This window comes from Alishewanella sp. d11 (assembly GCF_049390205.1).
GTDB lineage: Bacteria > Pseudomonadota > Gammaproteobacteria > Enterobacterales > Alteromonadaceae > Alishewanella.
The window spans coordinates 1297011-1315082 of the sequence record NZ_CP186547.1 but is presented as its reverse complement, the minus strand read 5'-3'; the positions used below and the strand labels follow the sequence as shown (position 1 = coordinate 1315082).

Below are 18072 nucleotides of genomic sequence, written 5' to 3'. Positions count from 1 at the left end.
GTAATGCGACGTTTAGCCTTATTATTTGTAACACTGTGCCTTAGTTTTAACGCTTATGCTGGCACGATTCAGCGAGTTGAACCGCATAACTGGTGGGTTGGTATGCAGCATCCCACGGTTGAACTGATGCTCTATGGCGATAAGCTCGCTGAGCTAACCCCTAAGCTAGACTATCGTGGTGTGAGCATCAGTGCAGTACATCGCACCGATAACCCGAATTATCTGTTTGTTGAGCTGACACTGTCTGCTGACGCGGTGGCGGGCACCTTGGCGCTGCAATTGTTTCAGGGCTACCAGCTCGTACAGCAATGGGATTATCCGATACTCTCACGCAGTGCGGGTTCGGCACAACGACAGGGTTTTGCGCCCAGCGATGCCATTTATCTAATTACGCCCGATCGTTTTGTTAATGGTGACCCAAGCAATGACAACCTAGCCGACATGCTGGAGCGGGCGAACCGACAAGATGACAATGGTCGGCATGGCGGTGATCTAGCCGGTATGCTTAAGGCGTTACCCTATTTGCAGCAACTGGGTATTACGGCGGTGTGGCCCACCCCACTCACTGAAAATAATCAGCCTGCCTTTTCTTACCATGGTTATTCTGCCACCGATTTTTATCGAGTCGATCCGCGCTTTGGCAGTAATGCAGAATTTCGTGATTTTGTTGTAGCAGCCAACAAGCTGGGAATTAAGGTGATTCAGGATATTATCGTTAACCATATTGGCAGTAATCATTGGTGGATGCAGGACTTGCCGGCTAAAGACTGGCTAAACTTCCCCAGCGGCGATGGCAAGGGCAACTTTGTGCCAACCAACCATAACCGCAGCACCATTCAGGACCCTTATGCGGCCGACATTGATCGTACAGTTTTTACTGATGGTTGGTTTGTCGACACCATGCCGGATCTTAATCAGCGTAACCCCAGATTAGCAACCTATCTTATTCAGAATAGTATCTGGTGGGTGGAGTATGCCGGGCTGTCGGGTATTCGCGAAGATACCTATTCTTATGCCGATAAAGCCTTTTTAAGCGAGTGGGGCCGGCGCATTATGCAGGAATATCCCAACTTTAATATTGTGGGTGAAGAGTGGAGCCCGAATCCGCTAATTGTGTCCTACTGGCAGGCGGGCAAGCAAAATAAAGATGGTTATGTGTCTTATACCCCTTCGATGTTAGATTTTCCGCTATACGATGCCTTGTTAAAAGCGCTGGTTGAGCCAGAAAACTGGAATGGCGGCTGGATCCGACTGTATGAAATGCTCAGTAATGACCATATTTACGCCAACCCCTTTAATCTGGTGATCTTTGAAGGTAACCATGACACTGCCCGTTTATTTTCAGTGCTGGGTGAAGATCAAGACCTATTTCGGATGGCGCTAAGCTATCTGTTTACCATGCGCGGTATTCCGCAACTGTTTTATGGCACTGAGCTGGCCATGACCAGTCCACCGCATCGTGATGATGGCAAGGTGCGAGCCGATTTCCCCGGCGGTTGGGCAGGGGATAAGGTAAATGCCTTTACTGGCGCAGGGTTATCGGATACCCAGCGCATGGCACAGCAACTGGTCAGCCAATTACTAAATTGGCGCAAAACCGCAACGGCCATTCATCAGGGCAAACTGCTGCACTTTGCCCCAGATCGCGGTACCTATACCTATTTTCGCTATAACGACCAGCAAACCGTGATGGTAGTGATGAATAAGCAACACGACGCCGTTACGCTGGATTTAAGTCGGTTTCGGCAGGTATTACCCGCCGGTAAAACTGCCTTAGAGGTGCTAAGTGGCGAAAAGATGCAACTGGATACTCAGCTTAGCGTACCTGCTCGCGGTGTCTTAGTCTTGGATATTCGTTAAGCCACTCTTGAACGCAGCAAAATAGAGTGTTGTTGATGGTGAGATTAAGATGAAGCAAGTCACGCCGTTTGGCGTGGCTTGCTATGTGAGCTCTGGCAACTGAAACTGGTTTATACTCAGTTCGCAATCGAGGATTTACAGCGCTAGCTTTCGTAAATTAAGGGGGCACAAGCGAGAGATTGTGCTTGCGTTCTTATCCAGAAAAATTACACCACCGACAGCAGCATTTTTAAACTGAGCAAGATCAGCAATACGGCAAACACCTTTTTTAACACTGCCACCGGCAATTTATGGGCGAGTTTGGCGCCAACTGGGGCTGAGAGAAAACTGGCAGCAGACATCAATAACACGCCAGGCAAGTACACCATACCCACCGCGAACGGTAAGTCTAATCCTGGTTGGCTTTGTAGCAAATAGCCTAGCGCTCCGGCGAGTGAAATGGGTAAGCCCACGGCCGCAGAAGTGCCGATCGCATTTTTTAAGGCAATACCTCGCCAGCTTAAATAGGGCACGGTGAGTGAGCCACCGCCAATAGACACCAACGCCGAGACCACACCAATGCCGCCACCGACGCTGGTCAATTCCGCTTTAGCGATGGTTTTGGCGCTGACTTCTGCGGCTTTTTTCGGTCTTAACATATTCAGCGCCACATAGCCCATAAACAGCGCAAAGAAAATGGCCAGATGCTGAGCACTAATTTGGGCGGCAATAAAGGTAGCGGCAAAAGTACCGACAATGACTCCGGGCGTCATGGCTTTGACTATAGGCCAAAGCACGCCACCACGGGCATGGTGCGCGCGCATGCTGGAAATAGAGGTCATTACAATCGCCGCCATCGAGGTGCCTAAGGCTAAATGCACCACATGCTCGGTTGTTAAACCCATTGCTAGGAAGATGCTGGTGAGCATTGGGACCATAATACCGCCACCGCCAATGCCTAATAGCCCTGCCATAAAGCCAGCAAACAGCCCCAAGGCTAAAAATGCCAGTATCCATTCAATTGCCATAACTTGCTTTATTCCTAATCACTTGCTAAAGAAGGTACAAGATAACAAAAATTTTGTTTTTAACTAATCACTTTCATAGTACGAACACTATAAAGCAGCACAAGCTAATTACTGTGGTTTCACTGAGATAGTTAAAAGATAACGGCTATTTTGCCAAATACTGAGCAAAAACTTTAGGGTTGCCATTTTATTCTTCGTTTTAAGGAGCGAAATAATGCGATTTCGACTAACAATGTTATTAGCTGGGTTATTGACTGCCCAAATCACTCTTCCTGTATCAGCTTGTACCCGAGCGGTTTATAAGGGACCAGAGCAAACGATCATTACCGCTCGCTCAATGGATTGGAAAGATGAGATCCCAGCGAATTTATGGTTATTTCCCAGAGGAATGCAGCGCCAAGGAGAAGTTGGCCCCAACTCGGTACGCTGGACTTCGAAGTATGGCAGCGTAGTAGCGAGTTCTTTTGATATTGCCAGTGCAGATGGTATGAACGAAAAAGGTTTAGTAGCGAATTTACTTTGGCTGGTCGAGTCGCGCTACCCTGAATACGATGGCCGGCAACCAGGGTTAAGTATTGCTGCTTGGGTACAATATATGTTGGATAACTTTGCAACAGTAGCGGAAGCAGTTGCTGTGATGCAAAATGAGCCCTTTGTCATTGTTTCGGCTGATATTCCTGGCACCAGTAAATTTGCGACATTACATTTAGCGATTTCAGACGCCACCGGTGACAACGCCGTGTTTGAATATATTGATGGGAAATTAGTGATTCACCATAGTAGAGATTATACGGTAATGACTAATTCCCCCATTTTTGAGAAACAACTGGCAATAAATGAATATTGGCGTGAAATTGGTGGCACGACCATGTTACCAGGCACCAATAGAGCGGCAGATCGTTTTGTTCGAGCTTCTTTTTACTTAAGTGCCATTCCGCAAACCAGTGATCCACAATTGGCCGTGGCAAGTGTATTTAGTGTTATCCGTAATGCTTCTGTGCCTTTTGGTATTTCTTCTGAGGCCGAACCGAATATCTCTTCTACTCGTTGGCGCACAGTGTCAGATCAAAAACGTTTAACCTACTATTTTGAAACCGCACTCACGCCTAACACCTTTTGGGTTGATATCCGTAAAGCAGATTTTACTGCAGGGCAGCCTGTTCTTAAGCTACCTTTAGCACAAAATCAGACTTATGCTGGTGATGCTTTGGCGTACTTTAAGCCAGCCGAACCCTTTGTATTTGCTGGGTTATAATGATGGCGATAACGAGTTTGGTATTTAACAGATAGCGTTTTTTCCTGAGTTAGCTGGCACGAATTTGTTGGTGTATTAGGCGTGTTTAGTTATATCTTGCTGTAACGGCTGCTCAGGAAGCAACTGCTGATAAAGATGCCGACAAAAGCGCCATGCCACATAACTGCATACCGCAGTCGCTATCACCAGTTCAACATAAGCAATCTTGTGTATTAACGAGGCCAGTTCAAGCCACTGCCACTGTTGCAACAGCGCCGTGACCTTAAATAAGGCAGTAGCACCAATCACCAGCGGAAAGGTTAAGGCCGCAAAGGCAGGGCTAAAAGGTAAACGCAGTAGCCTTGGCAATAGCCCGTAAATCAGTGTTGTCATTAATAACGCCAGCACTAATAAACCAAGTACTAGGGCAGGGGCTGGTGTGCTACTGAAACTTAAATAGCCGGTAAGGCATAAGCTGGCGGGCGCGGCTAATACCGCTAAACTAGGTTGCGCTGCGGTTGGCAAGCTGCCGGCAAACAGCAGCCGATACAGCATAACGGGTAACATCAGCACATACATGGCTAAGCCAAACCAAAACAGTAAGCTGGGCAAAAAATGGCTGCTGGGTAAGGGGCTGGTAACTACCGCAGTCACGATGCCAATGGGTGGCACAAACCAGCCGGGAATTAAGTGGTCGAACTGCCAATGGCGCAGGCGCTGCCATACAAAACCGCTTAATAAGCCCAGATGCAGTAATACGGCTAAACACCATAGCGGCAGAGCCAGCGAGTGAGGTAAGGCGGCTGCAACTAGCATTAACGCCATGGCGGCCGTGGGTAACACACTGCCTACAATAGGATGCGCCAGATCTTGCTTGAAGAGCGATGGGTTTTTGTAAAATTTTAGCAGCAATAGGCTAAGAAAACAGAGCGCCAGTAACGCAGCGACTATCTGCAACCTGCCATGCAGTTGCAGGCTGTTATCCCAACACCAGCCCAAGCTGGCGAGCCCTAACGCCAATGCCGCCATAGGGGTAGGGATCTTTTGGCTAAAATGGTGTAAGGCATTCGACATAATAGTAGCTCCTAGTAACAACGGTTCTAGCATAACGCTACTGCTTGCTTTAGGATATCTGAACGTTCTTAACTCATTGTTAGGTAAAACCGAACATGATCAGCATTAAGAAACTGCAAGTCTTTAGTAGCATTGCGCGGCATGGCAACCTGACTGCCGCGGCAGCAGAGCTGTATTTAAGTAAAGCCGCAGTATCACAGGCGTTGAGCGAACTGGAACAGCAGCTTGCCGCCCCGCTATTTGATCGGGTGCATCCGCGTTTAAAGCTAAATGCGCAGGGTAAGCTGTTACAACCTCTGGCTGATGAAGTGCTAAGCCGTGTAATGGATATTGAGCAGCTGTTTCAGCAGCAGCAATTGCAAGGTCAATTAGGTGTCGGCGCAAGCCAAACCATTGGTAACTACTTACTCCCTGCCTTGCTGACCTCGGTGGCGCCGGGACAAGTGCGGGTGAGTATTGAAAATACCTATAGCCTTTGCCAACAACTGCTGCAATTTGAGCTAGATTTAGCCTTAATTGAAGGCGATAACCCTTTTGCCGAGTTAGCGGTAACCCCTTGGCTACAAGATGAAATGATTTTAGTGGCACCGCCGCAGCATCCGCTTGCCAAAGTCGCGGTGCTGGATTACTGCATGTTGGAGCAGCAAGCTTGGGTGCTGCGCGAAATGCACTCGGGCAGCCGTAGCCAGTTTAATCAGTTATTAGCGCCTAAGCTAACGAAGATCGGGCCAATTACAGAGCTAACTGCCTTAGAGGCCATTATGGCGGCAGTCGAAGCGGGGCTGGGCTTAACCTTTATCTCCAGCCATGCCGCGGCCAGCAGACTAGCGCAAGGACGACTGGTGCGGCTTACCTTACCCGACATTTTCACGCGGCAGCTGAGTTTAGTGTGGCATAAACAGAAATACCATTCGGCTTTAGCACGCGCTTTTATTCAACGCTGTCAGCAGTATTACCGCTAAGGTGAGTGACATAACTGCGGCAGTGGAGCAGGGTGCCTACGGCGGCTGAATACGTATTCATCTTGTCCTTGCCCCAAAATAGCGGTATCTAACACTCTGACAGGTGTCTTTGCGAGTTTTTGGTGCAATAGCGCCAAAGGCACGACAACAATAATAACGTGGTTAATTGAGATAATAACTATGCAAACTAAGCCAAACCTCAGTTTCTGGCAGATTTGGAATATGTGCTTTGGGTTTTTTGGTATTCAGTTTGGCTTTGCCCTGCAAAATGGCAATGTCAGTCGAATTTTCCAAACCCTTGGCGCTGATATGGAGCAAATTCCCATCCTTTGGATTGCCGCACCGCTTACCGGTTTGCTGGTGCAACCCATTATTGGGCATTTTAGTGATAAAACCTGGACCAAGTTGGGGCGTCGCCGGCCGTTTTTCTTATATGGGGCTTTAGCCACCACCGCCGCCTTGGTGATTATGCCAAACTCGCCTACCTTGTGGATCGCCGCCGGTATGCTGTGGATTTTAGATGCGGCAATTAATGTAACCATGGAGCCGTTTCGCGCCTTTGTTGGTGACAATTTAAATAAACAACAGCGGCCCACTGGCTTTGCAATGCAGTCATTTTTTATTGGCGTCGGTGCCGTAGTGGCTTCCGCTTTGCCGTGGATTATGACCAACTGGTTTGGTGTTTCGAATACGGCTGCCGAAGGCATGATCCCTGATTCCGTGGTGTATTCGTTTTATGCGGGCGGTGTGGTGCTGTTTTTAGCGGTCGGCTGGACCATTATCTCCAGTAAAGAATACAGCCCAGAGCAATTAGCCGCCTTTGATGCCGCTGAGCAAGCGGAAAATCCGGGGGCGGAGCTGGCCACACCGGCAGAGAATTATTGGCGCAGCGGCGCAGCGGCGGTGGTGATCGGCGTAGCGGCTTTTGCTGCAGTGGCGGTTTGGCAACTGGATAAACAACTGTTTTTATTAGGTGCCTTAATTGCGGCTTTTGGTGTATTGCAATGGCTGGCCAGCTGGTTTAAACAGCAGCAAAACCGCAATATGCTGGTGCAGCTCACCGACGATTTATTTACCATGCCCAAAACCATGCGTCAGTTGGCCGTGGTACAGTTTTTCTCTTGGTTTCCGTTATTCGCCATGTGGATCTACACCACGGCTGCCGTCACCAGTTACCACTATGGCACCACCGACACTACATCGACTGCTTACAATGATGGCGCAGATTGGGTAGGGGTGTTATTTGCGGTATATAACGGTTTTGCGGCTATTGCTGCGCTGTTAATCCCGTTATTAGTGAAAGCCACCAGCACCCAAAAAGCCCACTGCATTAACCTGTTATTTGGCGCTGTGGGGTTATTTTCATTTTTCCTGATTAAAGATCCGAGCTTATTGTGGTTACCGATGATCGCGATCGGTATTGCTTGGGCATCCATTTTATCACTGCCTTATGCCTTGTTATCTAACTGCTTGCCTGCCAATAAAATGGGCGTGTATATGGGCATTTTTAATATTTTTATTGTGTTACCTCAACTGCTGGCTGCGGCCATTTTGGGTAGCTTGGTGGGTTATCTGTTCCAAGGGCAGGCAATTTATGCACTGGCCATTGGTGGCGTTAGTTATGTGATTGCCGCACTTTGTGTGTTGCGAGTAAAAACTGAGACCGTAAAGGGATAAATAGATGCTGAGAACTTCTTTAACCGCGCTGGCCATTGCGCTGGCGCTAAGCGCCTGTAAACCGGCGCCACAGCAAACTGCAGCCACGCCAGAACCGGTGGTTGCCGCAACCGCAAGCCAGCCTGCAGCAGCTGCGCCTTGGTGGGATGACGCAGTATTTTACCAAATTTGGCCACGTAGCTTTTACGATACCACTGGCGATGGCCACGGTGATTTTAATGGCATGACGGCGAAGCTGCCGTATTTACAGGAACTGGGTATTAACGCCATTTGGTTAACGCCGATGTTTGAAGCCCCCTCTTACCATGGCTACGACTTTACCGAGTTTTATCAGGTGGAAAGCGACTACGGCAGTATGGCCGAGTTTGAAGCCTTTATTCAGGCTGCGGATGCCAAAGGCATTAAAGTCATTCTAGATTTAGTGATTAACCACATTTCGCGTGAGCATGAGTGGTTTCGTAAATCGGCCGAAGGCATCGCGCCTTATAACGATTACTTTGTTTGGCGCAAAGACTTACCGGCCAAAGGCGAAGGTTGGGGCCATGCTTGGGCCGAGAATGATCAGCCGGATGCTGTCTGGCACTTTGATGAGCGCCGTGGCGAGTATTATTACGCAGCCTTTGGTGCTACCCAGCCAGATTTAAATTTAGAGCATCCGGATGTGATTGCCGAGATGAAAAAAATGGCCAAATTTTGGCTAGATAAGGGTGTAGCCGGGTTTCGCTTAGATGCAGTGCGTTTTGTGATTGAGCGCGGCCCACAAGGGCAGGCCGACTTGGCTGAAACCATTGATTACTGGCGCGACTTTAATGCCTTTGTTAAAAGCGTTAACCCAGAGGCCTACTTAGTGGGTGAAGCTTGGGTGGACTTGCCCATTGCGGCCAAATATTGGGGCAATGGCGCGGGGTTGGATCAAGGCTTTGATTTTGAAGTCGGCTATAAAATTATTGGTCAGTTACAGCAAAATGCTGGCAAAGACGCCCAGTTCGGTACTATTAGTGGCACCCAAAGCGGTGAGTTGCACCCACTGCAGGAAAACCTGCAACGTCGGTTAGATTCATCGGCACCACTGGCGTTCTTTACCCCGTTTTTAACAAACCATGATCAGGAGCGGGTGCCGTTTCAGTTAAGCGGTGATCGCGCGACCGTGCTACAAAAATCCAAACTGGCTGCGGCCATGCTGTTTAGCTCGCCGGGTACCAAATATATTTATTATGGTGAAGAAATTGGCTTAACACAGGCGCAAAGTGGCCACGATGTGTATAAGCGCGCACCAATGCTGTGGAACACCGAAGCACAGGCCGGCTTTACCTCGGCCGCACTAAGCTGGGTAGAGCAAGCAGAGCAGTTTACCGTACAGTTTGACAACTGGTGGCCGGGCTTCTTACAGCAGCAGTTAAGCACCGGTGGTAATACGGTAGCAGAGCAACAAGCACAGCCAGACTCCTTGTGGCGGCTGTATCAGTTTTTAATTGCCCAGAAAAAACAGCGGCCTGAGCTAAAACTGGCTGGCAGCTATCAGGTATCTGAACCTGCCGCGGGCTTATTACAAATTGATCGCGAGCTCAACGGTAGCCATACCCGCTTTGTACTCAACCTAAGCGAACAGCCGATGGAAATAAGCACTGCGCTAGATCCTAAGCTAAGCAGCAGTTGGGGCTTTGATCTTAACGCCAGCCAGCTGGCGCCCTATGGGTTAGTGGTACTGCAAAGCCAGAACTAATCATCCTGTTTTACAAAAACCCACAAGGCAATACTGCCTTGTGGGTTTTTTATTGCTGTGTAAAAGTTGCAACTCAGCAGAGTGCTTGGGTTAGCTTAGGTCGTCTTGAAAATTCGTTTAAGATTATGTTTTGGCGCTAATATTAGTAAATATTTAATTATATAAAATTATCAATATGCTAATAAAATGCCTTGTTCGTTACATCTTGATGAACTAAGGTTATGCAATCTACTAGTGCATTGATGCTAAAGTGAGTTAGGTTATGAGTCTAAGAAAACGCTTTTCGTTTTTAATTTTATTAGTCACATCGATCATTAGTTGTAACGCATACGCCAATCAATCTGGAGCTTTAGAGGCCTATGCGTGTAAAGATTGCTCTCTGGAGCAAGCTGAAGCCCTCGCTAGACTTCTAGCGCCAATCAACTCTTGTGATATTTGGGAAAAGGGTCCTGAAGCAACGTTTTGTGAACCTGTGTCAAAAGAAGTGTTTATTTTGTCACATGAGACGAAAGACGTATTCAAGTTCAATGTTACAACAACTATTAACTCTCAAAATACTCCGACTATTAGTGTATGGAATATGCCAGTCTTGGCGTTCGAATTAGATCTTAGTCATGATTATTTTACTCTTTATGCAGAATTAGAAAATGCCGTTATTGCAGCTCAAGACAAATTAATGATGATTCAACCAAGCGAAGTCAGTACACACTCAAATTTCGCGTATCATTCTATGGGTTCTGTAACACAAGATAGTTGCGAGAACCACCCAACGCATTTTTTTAAGAGCGTATCCAATCAAAGGGCAATCATCAGTGAGCTAGTAGGACATGTAGCGTCAGAAATTGGAAATTCAACTTGGGCTGAATTTACCTATGAAAGATTCGTTGGCGGCGGTTCGATTGGGCTTTCAAAAGGTTCAGGCAGTATCGGAGTAAGCTTACAGTTTCATCAAAACAATATGGCCATAACAAAAAAATACGGGCCCGGTAATTATCTTAGCTTCCAGGTGTTTGCTTTGACGAATGTAGCAACCTCTAACTCGTTGATGCTCGACCTAAGATTAAACAAGAGCTTTTCTAAAATCGATGGTGTTCCTCTGGCAACCTTATTTGCTAATAAGGTAGATTTAACAGATACAGTGATGTCAAATTGCTGGCGAGAATTTTTAAAAGAAGAAAGTGAGCCAGTGTCAACCCCACCTGGCAATGGTGGTGGTAGTGGAACCATAGATGATCCATTTCTAAGTGGTGGCTCACATGACGCTGGTTCTTATTGTGTAATTCGTAGAAGCGTAACAACATGTTCAACTGACAGAGACGGTGATACTCGCTGTGTGAAGTCTACTGTAAGTTGGACGGATTTTTGTGACCTGTTTTGATTGAACGAACTCAAATATTTAGCTAAATATATCAACGCCTTTGACTACCATCTTGTGCGCTGCATTATCACCTTAAACGAATATGTGAAGCAACTCGCTGTCTAACTTAATGCCAGTCAAATTATGTTTGAAGTGGCTTAGTCATTTCAGCCATATCGTCATAGCTAAGCAATTGATGCGCTTAGAAATCATCTTGATATTGTTGATTCCGCTCTTTTACCTCGTTTTAGCTAAAGGCTTACGCTGCCGGCAATGTTAGGTTGATCACCGTGCCTTGGCCTAAGCTGGACTCTACTTGGATCTGGCTTTGATGTTTGTTCAACAGCTGAAGTACCATGGGTAAGCCCATGCCGGTGCCTTTTCCTACGTCTTGTGTAGAGAAAAAGGGGTTAAAGATTTGCTGTTGCGTTGCGTGATCCATGCCGCAGCCATTGTCGGCGAGCGTTAATAATACTTTACCGTCGCTCAGTGAACTTCTAAGGGTGATCTGGGTGGGGCGATGCTGCACTTTTTGACAAGCTTGATTGGCATTCATTAACAAGTTAACTAAAACGGCACTAAATTCGTGCGGCGTAAACATAATTTTATGAGCTGGATTGACATCTATGGATAGGCCGACGGCGCCTAGTTCAGCGTTAAGCATTATTGCCGCGAGTTCACACGCTTGGTGTAATTCGACATGCTGTATCTCACAGCTGCCTGTTTTACTAAAAAACAGTAAGCTTTTAACTATGTCTCTGATCCTTAAGCCGCCTTGTTCGATTTCTTGTAACAACTCTGGTAAATCGCTAGTTATATACTCCAGCTCCGCGTTGGCTTGTTGGTTAGCCAATAAGCGTTGGCAGTAATGCGTAAGTGTTTGCACATTACTTAGCATAAACGCTAAGGGGTTATTAATTTCATGCGCTAAGCCGGCGGCTAAGGTGCCAAGGGTACTGAGTTTTTCTTGCTGCAATAAGAATTGCTGCTGTTGGGTAATTTGCGTGAGTTGTTGTTCTAACAGCTGATTTTTTTCATAAAGCTGGCGGCTGCTATCTTCAAGCAGCTGTTCAACTTCACGGCGGGCTTTTTTTTCGCGTAAATAAGCCTGATAGTAAGGATTGTCTGTGTCAGACATCTTGTCGCTCAATCACTAATTCGCAATGAGTCGCGCCTTGATGCATACACTGATCGTGTTGAATGTGAATAGTGTGTTGATAATACTCGGCTGCACCATACAGCAAACCTTCAGCACATAGGCATAGTTTGCGAGGTGATTGGTAAATCATTTTAATTTGGGTATCTGATAGCTGTTCGCAACGAATAGTGGGTAAGGCCGGATCGACATAGAGTTTGTTGACTTCAACATGGATAACATTATGAATACCCATTACCAGCTCATTAAAGTTGGCAAAGCGCTGCACCACATCGATATGTCGCTCTGCTAAACCTTGAAACAAATAATGGCCAAAAGCTCTTACCACATCCGCGAGCGGCAGGTTTAAGGTATTGGCAACGGCAGCAGCCAAGGCAAACAGTTCGCTATCGTCATAGTTTTTGGCCGATACATACACTCTGCCTGGGGGAGCATGTTCGGTAAGTAGGGTGTTCCAAGCGGCCATGCCGAGTTTTTCAATGACCATTTCTTCTAACACATTAAAGATCATACCTTTCATATTCAACCTCAGAACAAAATGAATTAGGTAACAACAATAAAGCAGCTAAATGTGTGGCTAGATACGCGATATCGATAAGCTTAGCAGAGGTTTTCGCAAATGCGCTAAGCATTGGCAGAAAATGGGCAATGCAGCGTTGGCATGGCAATAAGCCGGTGTTATATCACGACTAAAAGCGCATAGCTGTTATGCACTTATGGGTCTAGACTAATTTTTATTCTGTTAAATTTGCTGAGGCCGCTGTGTCACATCGCGCCCATCTGTTTTCGTTACGACTTTGTCACGCCCTACGTGAAAGTTTAGCCGAGGGCTATAACCGGCAAAAGTTGCTAAAAGACTTACTGGCTGGGGTCACGGTCGGCATTATTGCCATTCCACTGGCGATGGCCTTGGCTATCGCCTCGGGAGTCCCCCCAGAATACGGGCTATATACCGCCATTATCGCTGGTTTTGTGATTGCCTTGACCGGCGGCTCACGTTTTAGTATCTCCGGCCCTACAGCAGCCTTTGTGGTGATTCTTTACCCTATTGCCTTAAAGTATGGCTTAAGTGGCTTGTTGCTGGCATCGGTATTGGCAGGGGTGATGTTAGTGGCGATGGCGCTGTTGCGATTAGGGCGCTTAATCGAGTATATCCCTGAGTCGGTCACCCTTGGTTTTACCTCAGGTATCGCCATTGTCATTGTGATTTTGCAAATCAAGGATTTCTTTGGCTTGCCACTGGATAGCTTGCCGGAGCATGTTGGCGATAAAATTTGGGTGCTTGGCCAGCAATTGCCTCAGTTTGCTTGGCCAAGCTTGTTGGTTGCGTCGGTAACCTTGCTCGTAATGCTTGGCTGGCGGCGATTAAATACGGCCATTCCGCCACATCTGCCAGCACTGTTTGTCGGCACCTTATTGGGGTTGTTGTTATTACAATTCGGCGCTGACTTACCCACTGTTGGCTCGCGCTTTAGTTATCTGACACCAGACGGCTCCGCGGCCAGTGGTGTTCCACCTTATCTGCCTTATTTTGATTGGCCTTGGCAAAGGCCTGGCCCTAATGGTGAACCGTTAAGTTTTAGTTGGCAGCTGGCAAAAGATTTACTCGCTGCCGCCTTTGCAATAGCAATGCTCGGCGCCATTGAGTCACTGCTTTGTGCGGTGGTGTTGGATAACGCCAGTGGCCGACGTCACAGTGCTAATAGCGAATTATTGGGGCAGGGCATCGGTAATATTATTACGCCATTCTTTGGCGGTATTACTGCTACTGCGGCATTAGCACGCTCATCTGCGAATTTTAAAGCCGGAGCACAGACGCCTTTGGCGGCGATGATCCACGCCTTGGTTGTTTTGCTGGGGCTAGTGCTGTTGGCACCGCTATTGGCTTATTTGCCGATGGCTGCCTTAGCGGCTTTGTTGGTGATGGTGGCATGGGGCATGAGCGAAGCGCCGCAAGCTTGGCATTTAGTAAAAACAGCGCCCCGTGGCGATGTACTGGTCTTTTTAGTTTGTCTGTTTTTAACAGTGGTGTTTGATATGGTGATTGCGGTCACGGCAGGGATTTTGTTAGCCACGCTATTATTTATGAAAGATATCGCCGCCATGACCAAAGTGACAGATATCAGCAGTAATCGTAAACAAGTTGAGCAAGCTTTACCTGAGGGTTGGAAAGTGCTCAAAATTAGCGGCCCACTCTTTTTTGCCGCAGCCGATCGGATTTTTGCCGAAGTCGCCCAACTTAGCCAGCAACAGCGCGGCTTAGTATTATATATGGATGGCGTGCCTTTACTGGATGCCGGTGGTTTGGCCGCCTTGGATAAATTACTACACCGTTGCAAAAAACATGAAGTAGAGCTCCTGATCGCAGATGTACAGTTTCAGCCACTGAAAACGCTGGCGAAGGCGGGTATCAAGCCAGAGCCTGGGCGTTTAACCTTTTTCCCAACTCTGCGCGAAGCTCTAGAATACCTGGCGCGTTATTAGGGCGGCGCTGCACCGCAAGATTGGCGAATGACCAGTTTAGGTTCAATGAGATTATCGGTGATCGGTTGATTATTGATCAGCTTAAGTAGGTTGTTGACTAATAGCTCACCCGCTTTACTGGTATCTTGCTGAATGGTGGTGAGGCCGGGTGAGGCAAACGAGGCCGCTGGGATATCATCAAAGCCCATCACAGCGATCTGTTCAGGGACTTGCATGCCGCGACGTTTTAAACAGCGCATCACGCCAATGGCAATCAGATCGCTGGCGCAGAAAATAGCATCTACCATAGCGCCACTGTCCAATAGCGTTGCGGTGGCTTGATCACCTGCGCTTTCTGTTGAGATGGCATCCACATGTGGCACCTGTTGTGGGGTGATGTTCGCTTTGGCTAAGGCATCAATAAAGCCTTGATAGCGCGCGCTAAACTCAGGGCTGCCTTCTGAAGCATTTCCCACAAAGGCAAAATGGCGATGCCCCGTGTTAAGTAAATGTTCGCCCGCCAGATAGCCACCCTGCCAATTGTTGCTACGAATGGTAAATTCGGGATGACCGAGCACTTCCGCGCCCCAGCACACAAAATGAGTTTGTTGGGCCAATAGCTTGGTCAACTTTTCTTCGTAATCAACGTAGTCGCCGTAGCCAAGTAAAATAATGCCATCGGCTTTTTTACTGTCTTCATAATCGGCATGCCAATCATCGCTAAGCTGCTGAAACGAAACTAGCAAATCTTGGCCACTTTTCGCGCAAGCTCGGGTAATGCTGCCTAGCATCGACAAGAAGAATGGGTTGATTAGCGATTCATCGGTAGTCGGGTCTTCAAATAGCAATAAAGCCAGTGTACTGCTGCGTTGTTTTCGCAAATTACTGGCATTCTTATCCACTTTATAATTGAGTTGCCTAGCAATGGCTTGCACCTTATCACGGGTTTCTTTATTGACTTGCGGGCTATCCCGTAAGGCACGTGATACGGTCGATTGCGACACGCCTGCTAGATAAGCAATATCAAAAGAGGTGGCTTTTTCTTTCATAAACTCGCTAATTTTTGCTAACAATCAATTGCTTTGTCTCAGCCAGCCAAACCGGCCGCACTGTTAGTGTCTTACTGCTTATAGCCCAAGATTATTTAAAAAGTCATCGTCAACCATATCAACAGCGTCAGCTGCGCTATCTTGTTGCGCTTGCTGGTGTTTGGCTTCAGCCAAAATATCATCTGGATTGTCTTGCTCAGGCACATCAAAATCTTGCAGCTTAATAAACTCGGTTTTATCCATCGCCAGTTCCATATAAAAAATATTATGGTCTGGTGTATTAAAGGTTACGCGTCTGGCTTGGGGTTGGTCTAACTGGGTATTAATTAAAATTTGTACCTGCTTATTAATCGCCATCATTTTTGGTTGGCTTTGATTAATCGAGGTCTGTAATTGCAAGCGAACCTGACCGGTAAAGTCTCCGACGATCTGATTCATCAACTCCCCCATCACATTACCCACTTCATCAGAAGTATGAAAGGATGCTAATTCAGACTCTGGCATGCCCATACTCAGTAAATAGCGGCGGTAAATCTCCATGGCAGCAGGGGCGGTAAAGTTAATAATCACTAAGCCAGAAAAACCGCCATCAAATAACACAAAACAGCCTAAATCTGGTCGTAAGCAAGTTTTTTGGATTTTTTGTACCATTTTAGAATTGTTTACGCCAGGGTTGCCCGCAGCGGCTAATACTTTCTCAACAGAGCGGCAAAGAGTTAATAAGATATCGTCAGTCGTTACAGTAATCGTTTTTTTCATAATAGGGTCCGCTAGAGCAGCAAGTTGTAATACATTTTATTCTGACATGTTTTTACCGCAGTTCAGGCTTTTTTACCATCTTCGCGCGGGAAAATTCTTAATTAGTTTATGGTATACTACATTTGTTCCTATTTTTCTGCATTTTATCCACCTCGGAGACCACTGCATGACCTCAACTAGTTCGCCATCCTTCAGGATGATCATGCTGTTGGCTGCCGTAATTGCTATTACGCCTTTGGCCATTGATATGTATTTGCCGGCGATGCAGGTGATGGTCACAGATCTCAACACTACTACCGCGCTGGTGCAGCAATCGCTCAGTATTTATTTAGCCGCTTATGCCTTTGGTATGCTGCTCTTTGGCCCTTTAGCGGATATGTTCGGGCGTCGGCCCTTAGCTTTGCTGGGGCTTAGCGGCTTTATGCTCAGCAGTATTATGTTGAGCTTAGTTAGCAGTATAGAATGGTTTTTAGTCTGGCGCGCTGCGCAAGCCTTTTTAGGTGCGGCGGCAACCGTGGTTATTCCTGGTATTGTGAGGCATTTGTATCAGCAACATACTGCCAAGGGGATGTCCTATGTCTCGATGATTATGATGTTAGCGCCGCTGATTGCGCCGGCCTTGGGTAGCTTGGTGATGTACGTGACGCATTGGCAGATTATTTTTGATGTGTTAGCAGTTTATGCCTTTGTGATGCTGCTACTCGGTTGGCGTTATCTGCCGGAGATCCCACGGGCTGAGCATGCCAAAACTCCTGCCTTTTTTCATGGCTATCGTAAGGTATTTGCGAATAAAGCCGCTTGGCCAGCAATTGCCACCTCGATGTTTGCGTCTTTTAGTTTTTTTACGTTTTTAACCGCAGTGTCTTTTGTTTATATCAGTTATTTTGCGGTGAGCGAGCAGCTGTTTGCACTGCTGTTTGCGTTAAATGTATCGTCATTAATGCTGGCCAATTTTATTAACAGCCGTTTAGTGACTCGGCTTGGGCCGCAGCGCATGCTCAATATAGGCTTGCTGTTAGCACTGAGTTCAGCCAGTCTACTTAGTCTGTTTAACTATATGGAGCTGGGCTTATGGTATACCGTCTGTAGCATAGCACCATTGATGGCCAGCTTAGGCTTAGTCGCCACCAATGCCGACGCAATGATTTTAATGCGTTTTCCTGAACATACCGGCACCGCGACCGCGGTGATTGGCACCTTACGCTTTGGTATTGGCGCTTTGGCAGGGCCCTTGCTCGGGCTGTTTTATACCGGTACCGCCTTGCCGTTTTCATTGCTAATGCTAGCGGGAACGCTGTTGATCTTAATGTCGCAGCTTAGCCAGCGCTATAGTAGCGCTGCGCATTCGGCTACTTAGATTTCATTAGTACTTAGATTTTACAGGCGCCACCGCTGCACTCGTCGTCATCGTCACCAAATTGTGGCGCGATGGCGGCTTGCTCAACGGCTGCTTGTTGCTCCGCTACAGAATTTTCAGCAGCGGCAAAGTCGAGGTGGTCTAAATCTAGGTCAAAATCTGACATGGTCTGGCTCCGTGGGTTGAGAAAAGTAAAACGGCTATAGTCTAGCAAAGCCGCCGCAGTGACAACAGCCAATACTCCGTTAAAAAACGGCTTGGCCAATTTCTAACAGACGGCTTCCCTGTTATCATAGCGGGACTTTACTGCAGCTTCGCTATACTCCTCGTGTTGCAAAATGCACCGGTGTTGTCTGCGTTTGTGAACCCCGCGCACTTAGTAATACTCAGTGCT

At 47.3% G+C, this 18072-nt stretch carries 15 protein-coding genes; 8 read left to right on the top strand and 7 right to left on the bottom strand.

Going from position 1 to position 18072, the window contains the following annotated elements:
- The first annotated feature begins 3 nt into the window (after positions 1 to 3).
- Positions 4 to 1860: a glycoside hydrolase family 13 protein gene (locus ACO1PK_RS05985; protein WP_423187761.1), complete on the top strand. Its 1857-nt coding sequence runs from the start codon at positions 4 to 6 to the stop codon at positions 1858 to 1860.
- Between the two features lie 206 nt (positions 1861 to 2066).
- Here the strand turns inward: ACO1PK_RS05985 and ACO1PK_RS05980 are convergent, their stop codons facing one another.
- A complete protein-coding gene (locus tag ACO1PK_RS05980) occupies positions 2067 to 2867 on the bottom strand; it encodes a sulfite exporter TauE/SafE family protein (protein WP_423187760.1) in 801 nt (266 codons plus the stop codon).
- 214 nt (positions 2868 to 3081) lie between these two features.
- Here ACO1PK_RS05980 and ACO1PK_RS05975 point away from each other — a divergent pair, with 214 nt between their 5' ends.
- Positions 3082 to 4122: a linear amide C-N hydrolase gene (locus tag ACO1PK_RS05975; RefSeq protein ID WP_423187759.1), complete on the top strand. Its 1041-nt coding sequence runs from the start codon at positions 3082 to 3084 to the stop codon at positions 4120 to 4122.
- 75 nt (positions 4123 to 4197) lie between these two features.
- On the opposite strand, the gene ACO1PK_RS05970 is transcribed toward ACO1PK_RS05975, so the two are convergent.
- Complete coding sequence (locus ACO1PK_RS05970) at positions 4198 to 5175, bottom strand: TDT family transporter (RefSeq protein ID WP_423187758.1); 978 nt, start codon at positions 5173 to 5175, stop codon at positions 4198 to 4200.
- 95 nt (positions 5176 to 5270) lie between these two features.
- Between ACO1PK_RS05970 and ACO1PK_RS05965 the strand changes: the two genes are divergently transcribed.
- The 4 genes from ACO1PK_RS05965 (at position 5271) to ACO1PK_RS05950 (ending at position 10915) form a co-directional block, all read left to right on the top strand.
- Positions 5271 to 6137 carry a LysR family transcriptional regulator gene (locus ACO1PK_RS05965; protein ID WP_423187757.1) on the top strand — a complete coding sequence of 289 codons (867 nt, stop codon included), beginning with the start codon at positions 5271 to 5273 and terminating at the stop codon, positions 6135 to 6137.
- 180 nt (positions 6138 to 6317) lie between these two features.
- Positions 6318 to 7814: an MFS transporter gene (locus ACO1PK_RS05960; RefSeq protein WP_423187756.1), complete on the top strand. Its 1497-nt coding sequence runs from the start codon at positions 6318 to 6320 to the stop codon at positions 7812 to 7814.
- A 4-nt stretch (positions 7815 to 7818) separates the two neighbouring features.
- Positions 7819 to 9537, top strand: coding sequence for an alpha-amylase family glycosyl hydrolase (locus tag ACO1PK_RS05955; protein ID WP_423187755.1), 1719 nt, complete (start codon positions 7819 to 7821; stop codon positions 9535 to 9537).
- A 262-nt stretch (positions 9538 to 9799) separates the two neighbouring features.
- Positions 9800 to 10915 (top strand): hypothetical protein, encoded by a 1116-nt coding sequence (locus ACO1PK_RS05950; RefSeq protein WP_423187754.1) that lies wholly within the window; start codon positions 9800 to 9802, stop codon positions 10913 to 10915.
- Positions 10916 to 11153: 238 nt separating this feature from the next.
- On the opposite strand, the gene ACO1PK_RS05945 is transcribed toward ACO1PK_RS05950, so the two are convergent.
- Both ACO1PK_RS05945 and ACO1PK_RS05940 read right to left on the bottom strand, forming a co-directional pair.
- Positions 11154 to 12032 carry a sensor histidine kinase gene (locus ACO1PK_RS05945; protein WP_423187753.1) on the bottom strand — a complete coding sequence of 293 codons (879 nt, stop codon included), beginning with the start codon at positions 12030 to 12032 and terminating at the stop codon, positions 11154 to 11156.
- Positions 12025 to 12570: a heme NO-binding domain-containing protein gene (locus tag ACO1PK_RS05940; protein ID WP_423187752.1), complete on the bottom strand. Its 546-nt coding sequence runs from the start codon at positions 12568 to 12570 to the stop codon at positions 12025 to 12027. The genes ACO1PK_RS05945 and ACO1PK_RS05940 overlap by 8 nt, the downstream gene beginning before the upstream one ends.
- Before the next feature lie 242 nt (positions 12571 to 12812).
- Here ACO1PK_RS05940 and dauA point away from each other — a divergent pair, with 242 nt between their 5' ends.
- On the top strand, positions 12813 to 14534 hold the full coding sequence (dauA, locus tag ACO1PK_RS05935) for a C4-dicarboxylic acid transporter DauA (protein WP_423187751.1): 1722 nt from the start codon (positions 12813 to 12815) through the stop codon (positions 14532 to 14534).
- Here dauA and ACO1PK_RS05930 read toward each other — a convergent pair.
- Both ACO1PK_RS05930 and ACO1PK_RS05925 read right to left on the bottom strand, forming a co-directional pair.
- Positions 14531 to 15562 carry a LacI family DNA-binding transcriptional regulator gene (locus ACO1PK_RS05930; protein WP_423187750.1) on the bottom strand — a complete coding sequence of 344 codons (1032 nt, stop codon included), beginning with the start codon at positions 15560 to 15562 and terminating at the stop codon, positions 14531 to 14533. The two genes, dauA and ACO1PK_RS05930, sit on opposite strands and share 4 nt — an antisense overlap.
- A gap of 78 nt (positions 15563 to 15640) precedes the next feature.
- Entirely contained in the window at positions 15641 to 16321 is a 681-nt protein-coding gene (locus ACO1PK_RS05925) for a DUF3334 family protein (protein WP_423187749.1), read from the bottom strand.
- A gap of 166 nt (positions 16322 to 16487) precedes the next feature.
- Here ACO1PK_RS05925 and ACO1PK_RS05920 point away from each other — a divergent pair, with 166 nt between their 5' ends.
- Complete coding sequence (locus tag ACO1PK_RS05920) at positions 16488 to 17678, top strand: multidrug effflux MFS transporter (RefSeq protein ID WP_423187748.1); 1191 nt, start codon at positions 16488 to 16490, stop codon at positions 17676 to 17678.
- 13 nt (positions 17679 to 17691) lie between these two features.
- Here the strand turns inward: ACO1PK_RS05920 and ACO1PK_RS05915 are convergent, their stop codons facing one another.
- Positions 17692 to 17844, bottom strand: coding sequence for a hypothetical protein (locus tag ACO1PK_RS05915; protein ID WP_423187747.1), 153 nt, complete (start codon positions 17842 to 17844; stop codon positions 17692 to 17694).
- Between the last annotated feature and the right edge of the window lie 228 nt (positions 17845 to 18072).